This is a genomic window from Paracoccus sp. MKU1, from assembly GCF_001447385.1.
In the GTDB taxonomy this organism is placed as follows: domain Bacteria; phylum Pseudomonadota; class Alphaproteobacteria; order Rhodobacterales; family Rhodobacteraceae; genus Paracoccus.
The window spans coordinates 1-9967 of the sequence record NZ_LLWQ01000022.1 but is presented as its reverse complement, the minus strand read 5'-3'; the positions used below and the strand labels follow the sequence as shown (position 1 = coordinate 9967).

At 63.8% G+C, this 9967-nt stretch carries 14 protein-coding genes; 1 reads left to right on the top strand and 13 read right to left on the bottom strand.

The window, feature by feature from the left end; genetic code table 11:
• From AQY21_RS01970 to AQY21_RS01915, 13 genes are all read right to left on the bottom strand, one after another.
• The coding region (locus tag AQY21_RS01970; protein WP_152988061.1) for a hypothetical protein at positions 1 to 385 on the bottom strand (385 nt) is incomplete at its 3' end.
• 158 nt (positions 386 to 543) lie between these two features.
• Positions 544 to 1188 carry a hypothetical protein gene (locus AQY21_RS01965; protein WP_058096192.1) on the bottom strand — a complete coding sequence of 215 codons (645 nt, stop codon included), beginning with the start codon at positions 1186 to 1188 and terminating at the stop codon, positions 544 to 546.
• The gene (locus AQY21_RS01960) at positions 1181 to 1597 is read right to left on the bottom strand and encodes a hypothetical protein (protein WP_058096191.1); all 417 of its coding nucleotides are present in this window, start codon (positions 1595 to 1597) and stop codon (positions 1181 to 1183) included. The genes AQY21_RS01965 and AQY21_RS01960 overlap by 8 nt, the downstream gene beginning before the upstream one ends.
• A gap of 67 nt (positions 1598 to 1664) precedes the next feature.
• On the bottom strand, positions 1665 to 2222 hold the full coding sequence (locus AQY21_RS01955; protein ID WP_058096190.1) for a hypothetical protein: 558 nt from the start codon (positions 2220 to 2222) through the stop codon (positions 1665 to 1667).
• A gap of 130 nt (positions 2223 to 2352) precedes the next feature.
• Entirely contained in the window at positions 2353 to 2721 is a 369-nt protein-coding gene (locus AQY21_RS01950) for a thermonuclease family protein (RefSeq protein WP_058096189.1), read from the bottom strand.
• Between the two features lie 176 nt (positions 2722 to 2897).
• Positions 2898 to 3062, bottom strand: a complete 165-nt coding sequence (locus tag AQY21_RS29260) for a hypothetical protein (protein ID WP_162936430.1) — start codon at positions 3060 to 3062, stop codon at positions 2898 to 2900.
• Positions 3063 to 3486: 424 nt separating this feature from the next.
• Positions 3487 to 3786 (bottom strand): hypothetical protein, encoded by a 300-nt coding sequence (locus AQY21_RS01945; RefSeq protein WP_058096188.1) that lies wholly within the window; start codon positions 3784 to 3786, stop codon positions 3487 to 3489.
• 89 nt (positions 3787 to 3875) lie between these two features.
• A complete protein-coding gene (locus tag AQY21_RS01940; protein ID WP_058096187.1) occupies positions 3876 to 4352 on the bottom strand; it encodes a hypothetical protein in 477 nt (158 codons plus the stop codon).
• Positions 4353 to 4452: 100 nt separating this feature from the next.
• Positions 4453 to 6582, bottom strand: a complete 2130-nt coding sequence (locus tag AQY21_RS01935; RefSeq protein WP_058096186.1) for a ParB/RepB/Spo0J family partition protein — start codon at positions 6580 to 6582, stop codon at positions 4453 to 4455.
• 129 nt (positions 6583 to 6711) lie between these two features.
• Positions 6712 to 7266 (bottom strand): hypothetical protein, encoded by a 555-nt coding sequence (locus AQY21_RS01930; protein WP_058096185.1) that lies wholly within the window; start codon positions 7264 to 7266, stop codon positions 6712 to 6714.
• Between the two features lie 397 nt (positions 7267 to 7663).
• Complete coding sequence (locus AQY21_RS01925) at positions 7664 to 8617, bottom strand: ArdC family protein (protein ID WP_058096184.1); 954 nt, start codon at positions 8615 to 8617, stop codon at positions 7664 to 7666.
• A gap of 198 nt (positions 8618 to 8815) precedes the next feature.
• On the bottom strand, positions 8816 to 9262 hold the full coding sequence (locus AQY21_RS01920) for an EVE domain-containing protein (protein ID WP_058096183.1): 447 nt from the start codon (positions 9260 to 9262) through the stop codon (positions 8816 to 8818).
• Between the two features lie 3 nt (positions 9263 to 9265).
• Positions 9266 to 9700: a MarR family winged helix-turn-helix transcriptional regulator gene (locus AQY21_RS01915; RefSeq protein WP_203416333.1), complete on the bottom strand. Its 435-nt coding sequence runs from the start codon at positions 9698 to 9700 to the stop codon at positions 9266 to 9268.
• A 131-nt stretch (positions 9701 to 9831) separates the two neighbouring features.
• Between AQY21_RS01915 and AQY21_RS28350 the strand changes: the two genes are divergently transcribed.
• Positions 9832 to 9967, top strand: a 136-nt coding sequence (locus AQY21_RS28350; protein ID WP_152988060.1) for a helix-turn-helix domain-containing protein, incomplete at its 3' end; no start/stop codon positions are given.

Below are 9967 nucleotides of genomic sequence, written 5' to 3'. Positions count from 1 at the left end.
TGAACTGCTGGAAGGTCTGGGCTTCCTCCGACCGGCGCGTATGCGTCGGCAGAAGCCCGGCAATCTTGCCGRGCTGCGGCAAGATCGTCGCAGGAGTGCCGGCTTTGCGGAAAAGCGCATTGCCGTATTTGCGCAGGAAGAGAACGGTCGCCGCCTCGCAGGCATCATAGGCGGTCTTCCAGTTCCATGCGCCGGTGGCATCGGACGCACCGAAGGCGGCGTCCATGGCGCCGCGCAGGGTTGCGGCATCGACACGCTGGCCGCGTTCGGGGTGCGGCGGGGGAAGCCTGGCAGCAGTGAAGACGCAGGCTGCGGTCTGGGCGTCGTGGTCGAGCGGAAGCGGCGCCGTGGCGGATGCCGCCGCGGATGCGGAAATCATGTTCATCGGGGATTCCTCGGGAGAGCAGGACAGGATCGAGACGCGCAGCGCTCTCGCTCGACCGCACCGGCTTACATCCCTTCCGGCCGCTCTCTCCCTCTCAATCGGTGGCGGGAGCGGGCGTGACACAAGCGCCCTGCCGTCAGGCGGGGCGCTTGTCAGGATCAGCCAGAGCGGCGTCCGGCTCCGGTGAAGGTATATTCATTGGCGACGATGGCCTCGTCGATCACCTCATCCGAGGTCAGGTAGTCGTATTCGCGCTCCAACTGGAGGTAGAGCCAGCGGGCGAGATCACGCAGCGCCTCTATGACGATCTCCTCGGCATCGGCGGTCATGTCCTGATATGTCGGACTGTCGCGGGTGACGGAGATCGACATGCAATATTCGTGGTAGTAGTGGCCGCGATGCGTTGCCTCGGCTCGAAGTTGGTAGAAGTTGCGCTGCTGGACTGCCTGAAGGGCATCGGCGATGCCGTGCAGGGTCGTATCCAGCGGTGCATAGGACCGGATTTCGGAGGGGGAGTGCTTCCGGTAGGAATAGTAGCCCTCGAAGCAGGCCCCATCGCCTTGCGACCAGAAGCCTGAGAAGAAGATGCACGGCTGCTGCCGCGATCCGCCGCCATACAGGCGCACGGTGCGGGTCTTGAAGCGGATGCCGAGGATTTCCGCGATCCGCTGGAAATCCTCATAGACCGCATCATACGAGTCGTAGTCGAACCCGCCATCGCGATACCAAGCGCGGGCCTTGGTCTTCGCCGTGTCGGAAAGCTCATCGAGCCGATAGACCGTGGTTTCGATGATCTCAGGCATAGGGATCACCTCCGTCCAGGACGATCTCCAGCCAACTGCCGCTATAGATCCAGTCCACGGTCTCGCCGGTGGCGAGATCAAGGGCGTGCGCGCCGCCGCCGAAGGCGTTCACTCGCGCCTGCGAACAGGTGGTCGCATACTGGAAGCCCCAGAGTCCGGTCAGCCCGAACGCGGCCGCGCAGCGCTTGACGAACTGGATGACATGCTCGGGATCGCCGGTTTCGTCATCGCGCATCCAGAGCTGCGTGCCGCCATGTTCAGGCTGGATCGAGAGCAGGAAGCCCTCGGACGGAGGGTCTTCCGCGGCGTTTTCCTCGGACAGCGCGTTGTAGAGTTCGAGCGCGCGGGCCGCGTTTTCGGGGGTGCCGACATCGAGCAGGCAGGAGAAATGGGTATAGTAGTTGGCCATGACAGGCTCCTGAAACGACAAAGCCCGACGCGAGGCCGGGCGAGGATGAGGGGGAAGCAGGGAGGGATCAGGCGGCTTCGGGCAGCCTCAGAAGTTCGTCAGCCGTCTCGCGCCAGAAGGGATCGACCAGTCGGGCCTCGAGGAGACTGGCGCGGTAGCGGAGATTGCGGGCAGATGCCGCGTCGCCGCGCCCGGATGCCACGAAGGCCATGCCGCGCAGACGGCTGGCTTCGATGACGACACGGCGGGCCTCGGCGTCGGAAGCGACGGGTTGCTGCCAGAGAACGATACCGGCCCGGACCTCTCCGGCGAGGACAAGGCCCAGGTCGCTGTCCTGAATGACCATGACGCGCGGGCGGAAGCGCAGCGCATCGCCCGCGTCGCTGAGGATGTCGCCGCACGCGACGCGGCGGATGGCGACCGTCATGGCTTCTTCGGGGGACGGGCATTGGCCGATGACGAGCGTGCGGTCGAAGCTGCCGACGTCACCGCTTTCATCGTAGCTGGCGATACCGATGCAGGAGATGCGCAGCGGCAGCTTCTGGGCGTGACGCAGCCGCGGCAATACCTGCTGCGCGACGATCTCGCCGATCGGGGTGAAGGTAGCATGGCGGGGAAGGCTCATGGGACGAACTCCGCGACAGGCGGCGGAAGCCTCTCTCCCGCCTGCAACCCGTCACGGCCAACCGGCCCGCACTCTCACTCTCCCATCGCAATGAAGGACCGTTCCTGCCTGCGCCAGGATGTTCCGAAGGTCAGCACCAAGGTTCACGCCGTCCGGCCCAGGTTCTCGCCAGCCCTTCACTGACGAGAATATCGCCGATGTCGTGACCTTCGACGCGGATCGCCGCCAAGGTCCGCCCATAGCGGTCGGTGCCTTGGCGCAGAATTTCCACCTGCCGGCCTTGCAGAATTTCTGCCAGCCTGATCTTCGCCTGCCGGGCAAGGTCGGATTCATAGGTGCAGCGGCCCTCGATCTCGGGGGCGTCGATGTTGAAGATCCGAACGGCTTCGGATTGGTGTCCCGCACCCAACCGGATCGAGTCGCCGTCCCAGACCCGGATTTCCGCCGATTCGCAGGATACCGTGCAGAGCATGACGGACACGACGATATGGCTGAGCATGGCGAATGGCTTTCATCTTGAAGGAGCGAAATCGGCGTGATCGCCGCCGGTTCTTTCCGATGCGAGCCGAGATCGCAATGCGGACCGGCACGCAAGCGGCAATCGGCGGCGATTGACGGGAAGAAGGCCCGGCTGCGCCTGGGCACCGGGCCGTCGGAGTGAGGCGCTTTCGCGCCTCAGCTCCATGGATCGAGTTCCAGCTCCACCATCTCCTCGTCGCCGTCGAACTCGGCGGCGGGGCAAGCGCCGTGGGTTCCGTCTCCGGCCTGAAACACGACGATCTCGACCATCAGCGTGGAAGCGAGGCTGGCGGCGAAGGCGGTGGCATCTGCGTAGGACATGGGTTCCGGCTCCTGTCTTGGGAGGCGGGGGACCATCCCCCGCGCGACAGGCGCCCGAAGTGTCTGACCGGATCTGCAATCACCCTCGGGCGTTCGGGCTCTTCCCGAATCCCAGAGGGCGGCACGCTCGCGTAAGCCGACCCCTTGCGGGTTGATTGACGAAGAGACGGTCGGACCAAGGTTCGCGAATGGAAGCGGGGGTGGTGTTTTGCCTCCGACAGGGGCCGGAAACCCGTCGCAGATGCCCCGCCGCGCCGGCCTTGTTGCCGCGCCGATGTGCCGGATGTGTTTCAGGCCGGGGATGGAACCCGCTGCATCGTGACGACGAAAGGGTGACGCAATGGTGAAGCTGGATCTCGTTCCATCGCTGCCTGAGCAGCGATACCCGGCGGCCCCGGTGCCCAGGCGCAGCTTTCAGGGCCGGTCAGTCCCAGAACCCATCGGCGATTTCACGGGCGATCAAGGCGCGAGCCTTCATCATTACATCGTCGCCGGAGGTGTCGATATGGCCGTAAAAGCGGGTCCGGGCGCCATATGCCATCCAGTTGGCATAGCGGCAGTATTCGCGGGAACCGAGCCGGAAGGCGCGCATGTCCTCGGCCCAATGCGGCTTCGGCTCCACGACGACGGTGACGCCGCCGCGAGTTTCCTCCCAGGGCAACGTGCGTTCGTTCGGGCGGTTTTCCCGATCCTGGGCTAAGATTTCGTCGATGGTGATGGGCATGGATGCCTCCTGAAAACAATGAAAGGCCCGGCCTCCTGCGGAAGACCGGGCCGGGGGATATGATCGCGATTGCAGGTGCCCGCCGTGGATCAGGCGGCGGCGCGACCTTCGACGACATCGGCGCCGACCTCATCGGCAGTCACGTCTTCAAGACGCGCCGCGCTGTGGCGGTTCTTGGCCAGCCACAGTTCGGCAGCCTCCCGGCTTTCGGCGAGGTGCAGCAATTCGCTGTTGCCGCCGAAGTCCTGAAGCACCCGCACCATGCCGATGGCAGGCCGCTCGACGATCTCGAAGGAAAGATCGCTATCGACCGAGTGGGTGCGCAAGACGGTGACGAGGATCACGCCTGCGCTGGCGAAATTGCCCTCATGCAGGGTGATCGAAGCAGGAGAGGAATAGGTCGGGCGCTCGCGCGCCGGCTCCTTCTTCACCAGCCGCCCGACACCGTTTCGCCGTTCCCAGGCGGCGAGCTTCTTGGTGAAGCGCGCCGGAGGCTTGGGGGCGTGATCGGTGTAGCGGATCAGAGCGCCGAGGGGCGCGGTGTCGTGAATGATATGTGCGGACATGGGAACTATCTCCAGAAACGAGAAAGGCCCGGCGAATGCCAGGCCGGATAAGTCGTGGTGTGGAAAAAGGGGGCGACCGGAGCCGCCCCATCGTTGAGGATCATTCGGCGGCAATCATGTGGGCCGCGTCATTGTCGGCATGGACTTCATCCTCGGCGTCACCGGCGAGAAAGTCCGGCAACGCCTCAGTATCGTCCTGCGCCTCGGCTTCGACCGGGGCCTGTTCCGGGTCGAACAGGCGCAGCGGCTCGGGCAACCAGCCGGTATCGGCCAGAAGACGTTCGGCCTCCTTGGCCATGTCGCCTTTCTTCAGGTGCTCGATCAGTGAAGCGGCGCGTTCGCCAGCCCCTTCGCGCACAGCCTCAAGAATGCGAGTCTTGGTGACGCGACCGAGATAGTTCTCGACCGTTGGCCGCCATCCTGCAGTCTCGACCATATCGAGGCCGGTCGCGCGTGCCAGACGGTCAGCCTGCGCGAGCCGCCGTTCCAACCCATGCTGCGAGATGCCGTTGCCGCTGAAGGGATTGGGCCTCTCGTAGAGTGCATTGACACCATAGGCGATGCAATGGGCAAGCAGCGCCATCCGGCTGGCATCATCAAGCGCCGCGATCCAGTCCCACAAAGCGTCGTCATCGGTCGGCAGGTCCGCCTTCCAGTCCTCATAGCGCGCTTCGATGGACTTGGCCGAAGGGCTGTCCTTCAGGTCCGTGCCCTGCGACGAGAAGAAGTGATGACGCACGCCGACTTCCAGGCAGCCGCCCGGTGCGGAATAGTGGTAACGCTCCATCACGAGCCGATGCAGCAAGGCCGTCATGGCGACATGGGGATTGTTCGCCAGCGCATCGTGCAGCGCCAGCGTCCGGTGCGCGGTCAGTTCCGCGACCAGTCGTTCCGGCAAGGGCTTGATGACGTCATCCTCCTCGTCCGGTTCGGCCGGCTGCCCGCCCACGGTGATGACCGCACGCTGCACCGCCGGAGCCGAAGACGACACGCCATCGGGATCGACGCCTTCGGAATCCTCCTCGCTATCGACGGTCACGGGCTTTTCGTCTTCGGGACGGACATAGCCGCGATCGACCGATAGGCGGCCTTCGCGGTCGATGCTGAGGAACACGCCGGCCTGGGCGATCTCGGCCGGATCGTAGATCACAGGCCGATCCTCGAAGGCGGCCAGCGCGGTTTCGATTTCGCCGACCCGCTCATCCACTTCGTCGGGATATTGCTCGGCCTCGGCATATTCGGCTTCCAGCGCCTCATATTCCGCGGTGAGCGCGTCGAAACTGGCCTGTTCCTCCTCGGTCAAGGGCGTGGTGGCGCCGATCAACCGGCGAAGACCGTGACCATAGCCATAGGGAACCTCGACACGCGCGTCGACCCATTTCCAGCCTTCGGCCGCGATAACCTCGGCTTCCGACTTCAGCTTGTCATCGGTGAGTTGGTCGAGCAGCGCGACATCCTGCAACCAGCCGCCATCGTCGGACTGGAACAGATCGTTGAGCACGATGCCACCGGCCGCCTCATAGGCCTCGAAGCCGACGAACTGCGCGCGCTTGTCGCTCGCCCGCACCGTAGTCTCGGTCAGCATGCGGCGGATCTGATGCGGCTCCTTCGACCAGCTATCCTTGATCGCCTCCCAGACCTGTTCCTGCCGGGCATGATCGGGATTGACGGTGAAGGCCATGAGTTGTTCGAGCGTCAGGCCGTCTTCGGCATAGAGGTCGAGCAGCGAGGGCGCGACGGCAGCGAGGCGCAAGCGCTGCTTCACGACATGAGCCGAGACGAAAAAGGCCGCGGCGATCTCCTCCTCCGACATGCCCTTGGTGCGCATGTCCTGGAAGGCGCGATACTGGTCGAGGGGATGGAGCGGCGCGCGCTGGATATTCTCGGCCAGGCTGTCGTCTTCGGCGAGAATAGTGGAACCTGCTTCGCGCACTATGCACGGGACCGGCGCGGTCCTGGTCAGGCGCTTGGCCTTCACCAGCAGTTCCAGCGCACGGTAGCGACGGCCACCGGCGGGAATTTCGAACATGCCGGTCTCAGCGCCATCGGCATTGACGACGGGGCGCACATTGAGACCCTGAAGCAGACCGCGCCGGGCGATGTCCTGCGACAGCTCCTCGATCGACACGCCGGCCTTGATGCGCCGGACGTTCGACTGGCTGAGGATCAGCTTGTTGAAGGGGATGTCACGCGAGGGCGACAGGTTGATTTTTTGAACGGCGGTAGCCATCGTGGTAGTCTCCGTGACGAGCGCCGAGAGCCTCTCTCTCGACCTCAAACCCGTCACGAAAACCCCGTCACCCCTCTCCCTTTCTCCTTCGGGCCGGGGGCAGAAATCCGAGGGCGAAGCCGGGATGGATCACGGCTCGGATGAGCCTTCTCGTTCCTGCCGCAGCGCCTCACGCATGATCGCGGCCATGACATCGATGATTTCGATGCGGACTTCTTCGGGAACGCGCTCGGGGTGAAAGGCGTCGTTCATCGCCGCGCCCCGGTGGTCGAAATCCGCGATGATCCCGCGCGCCGCGCGCATGGCCCAATCGCCGGGTTCGGGCAGCACGATGTCGTCCTCGCCCTCGGGCTCGTGCGCATCGAAGGGGACTCTCTGGCCCGATCTCAGCCGGTCCTGTGCATATTGGTCGAGCGTGCGACCACCGTCGGTCTTCGGCCATTTCTGCCGTGCCATATGGTCTCCGGCCGGAGGCCTGATGGGGCGCGGGATCGAGACCCAGGCGAGCACCTGGCCGCGTTCGAGCGCCTCACCGAAGTCGATCCCCTGCTTATGGGCATAAACAAGAAGATCGGTCAGCAGTATGGAGAGGTCGTAGGCCCCGCCGGATGGTTTACGCCCACAATCGAGCGCGTGTTTTTCGATCGTGCGCGCTGTTTGCAGATGATGGTCGAGTGCCGCCATGTTCGATCGCCTTTCTAGTCTGGCTCGTTTCATGGCATGGCGGAAAGTTTGCGGGAACACATCTTTTCAATCTTGCGCGGGCGGCGACAGCCGATCCCACAACGCCGTGACGGGCTTACGGAGTATTCGCCGCTTTAGGTCGAGGATCACATTTCTCTTTGCGTGGGGAGCGATCGATGCCGGGTTCATTGGCGGATCGCTCGTATCGGCCGCGTGACTGTCGCATTGCCATTCGGGTCAGGGAACTCGGTTGCCCATGTTCACTTGGAAACAACCGGTCCGGTCTGGCCCCGTAGCGCGAGGAACAGCCTTAAGCCGGCCTACGCGCCCATGCTCTTTGTCGCTGTCGCCCGCCTGCGCGGGATCGGGTCGAAGCCGGGAAAGGCGCGCGTGTTTATCATGCCGCCTCCCGGTCGTGATCGACCGCGATGCCGCCATCTGCTTCGGGAAGAAAGGACAATATCCAGTCGGCGCCCTTGCTGGCCTGCGAGGCGGCGCGGACAATAGCGCGGGAATCCTCGCGCATGACCTCCAGCCAGGAGCCGATATAATCGGCATGGCGCACGGTCGGCACGATGCCGAGGGCCGCGCAACTGAAGGCCGAAATCTGCTCGGCGACCATCTCCTCGAAGGCATATTTCTTCGAGCCGAAGGAGCCGCTGAGATCCCGGTTGAGACGGGTGCGATGGCCGCTGGCGTGGCCGATTTCGTGCAAAGCCGTCCGGTGCCAGTTGATCGGCTCAAAATACGCCTGTGGCGGCGGGACCATCACGAAATCCTGCGATGGCGCGTAGAAGGCGCGATCGCCGCCGATGCGGAAGTCGATGCCGGTGGCGCGTATCAGCGCCTCGACCCTCGGCTCGATCAGGCCGGGCGGAGGTGGCGGCGCAATGGTGGCGATGTCGTCAGGCAGACCCTCGCATTGCGCCGCGTTGAAGACGGTAAACCTCTTCAGGAACGGGATAGACTGTGCGTCGTCGCCGGTTTCGCGGGCGCGGCGCTTCTCGTCCTCCGGCGTGAAACGGTCGGCATAGACGACAATGGTGCCGCGCTCGCCCTTCATGACGTTGCCGCCGAGCGACAGCGCCTGGCGAAAGGTCAGCCAGATCTGGCTAGGAAAGCCGTGCTGAATGACGGCACCCCAGAGAATTAGAATGTTGATGCCCGAATAGGTTCGGCCCGTGCTGGCGTTTTTCGGCAGTCCGAGCGGTGCGGTGTTCGGCAATGCGCCCCAGGGCTGCACCCACGGCAGGCGGCCTTGCTCCAGTTCGGCGATGATCTTGTTGGTGATGTCGTCGTATAGGTTCGTACGGTCGGCGCCATTGCGTGCACGGCGATCATATCTGGCCATCGGACTGCTCCACGACGGGCGCCGGAAGCCTCTCTTCCGGCCTTGAACCCGTCACGGAAAACCCGTCCGCACTCTCACTCTCGTGGGGCGTTGCGGGACAGGCTGTGCAGAAACTCAGAAATCAGTGTAGTTTACGCAGTCAGCGTGGATCGACCTCGTCGTTCGGGCTGATTGCTCCCTGCGAATGCCGACGAGATGTCAGTTCCGCAAACTCTCAAATTCCGGGAGAACCCGCATCGCCTCCGCGATCAGTCGCATGTCTTCCTCCTGAAGCCGGCGCCTTGGTCCACGCATCACCATGCCCCAGTTGGTGCCGAGATCCCGGGTCAGTCGAAGCTCGTCCAGGAGCGGCATGATCGGCGCGGGCTCCGCGTCCTTCAGATAGTCCACGTCGACGCGATACGGATTGAAGTTCATCGCCTGCTCGACGCGGTATGGCGCGTCCGAGGTTACGCAGCCGATGATTGTGAAGGCCTGAACTGTCTCGCCCTCTCCCATGCCCTCGCGCGGGGAGTAGTAGACGATCCAGTCGCCCTTCCTGAGACACTTCACCGCAACATGCTTGCCGTGACCAAGTTGCGCAAAGCCTCCATCTCGCCCCCTACGGGCATGCTGCGCCGATGCGACGCCCATCCAAAACGCCATCGCCTATTCCCCTTCGAGCGCATCAGCGCAGCGTCGCAGAAGGCTATCCAGCAGCCTGGTCTCGTCGCCCGTCAGGCCGGAGAGCATCCGCCGCTCGACGGTTTCGGCCGCGATAATGCCGGCCCGTGCCGCTGCTTTCCCCTTGTCGGTCAGTTCCGTCATGATGATCCGCCCATGTCCGGGATGCGGTGTGCGGGTAATAAACCCGTCCCGCTCCAGCGTGACCAGCATGCCCTGCATGGACTGGGGCGTCACAAAAGCAGCGCGCGCCAGGGAGGCATTTGAGATCTGTGGGTTTTCGTCGATGGCAAGCAGCACGGCATTCTGCGCCGCAGAGACGCCGGTCCCGGCCAATTCCGCCTCAAGCCGTTGGCGCAGACGATGCTGGGTGATTTTCAAGCTGTAGCCGATCCAAGCCTCCCCGCTTGAGACGTTCATTTTGCGCATTGTGAGAATGGCGGTGCGAAATTAGTCCACGTTAGCGGCGGCATGGTGCTGCTGCGGGCGGCGTAAAAGTCGTCCACCTTTTCCCTTTCTGCGGCTGCAGGGAGGATGGGAGGATCTACAGCGTGGAACTCTATCTCAAGGTTCGTCAGGCCTGTGCTGCTGGTATGAGCCAGCGTCAGGCGGCGACGACATTCAACATATCGCGCGACACGGTCGCAAAGATGATGACGTTCTCGGTTCCTCCGGGCTACCGGCGGA

Excerpts from the sequence above, each read along its gene's own strand:
- AQY21_RS01935 (WP_058096186.1), bottom strand. The coding sequence starts at position 6,582 with ATGGCTACCGCCGTTCAAAAAATCAACCTGTCGCCCTCGCGTGACATC.
- AQY21_RS01930 (WP_058096185.1), bottom strand. The coding sequence starts at position 7,266 with ATGGCGGCACTCGACCATCATCTGCAAACAGCGCGCACGATCGAAAAA.
- AQY21_RS01955 (WP_058096190.1), bottom strand. The coding sequence starts at position 2,222 with ATGAGCCTTCCCCGCCATGCTACCTTCACCCCGATCGGCGAGATCGTC.
- AQY21_RS29260 (WP_162936430.1), bottom strand. The coding sequence starts at position 3,062 with ATGTCCTACGCAGATGCCACCGCCTTCGCCGCCAGCCTCGCTTCCACG.
- AQY21_RS01915 (WP_203416333.1), bottom strand. The coding sequence starts at position 9,700 with ATGAACGTCTCAAGCGGGGAGGCTTGGATCGGCTACAGCTTGAAAATC.
- AQY21_RS01960 (WP_058096191.1), bottom strand. The coding sequence starts at position 1,597 with ATGGCCAACTACTATACCCATTTCTCCTGCCTGCTCGATGTCGGCACC.
- AQY21_RS01950 (WP_058096189.1), bottom strand. The coding sequence starts at position 2,721 with ATGCTCAGCCATATCGTCGTGTCCGTCATGCTCTGCACGGTATCCTGC.
- AQY21_RS01945 (WP_058096188.1), bottom strand. The coding sequence starts at position 3,786 with ATGCCCATCACCATCGACGAAATCTTAGCCCAGGATCGGGAAAACCGC.
- AQY21_RS01965 (WP_058096192.1), bottom strand. The coding sequence starts at position 1,188 with ATGCCTGAGATCATCGAAACCACGGTCTATCGGCTCGATGAGCTTTCC.
- AQY21_RS01920 (WP_058096183.1), bottom strand. The coding sequence starts at position 9,262 with ATGGCGTTTTGGATGGGCGTCGCATCGGCGCAGCATGCCCGTAGGGGG.
- AQY21_RS01940 (WP_058096187.1), bottom strand. The coding sequence starts at position 4,352 with ATGTCCGCACATATCATTCACGACACCGCGCCCCTCGGCGCTCTGATC.
- AQY21_RS01925 (WP_058096184.1), bottom strand. The coding sequence starts at position 8,617 with ATGGCCAGATATGATCGCCGTGCACGCAATGGCGCCGACCGTACGAAC.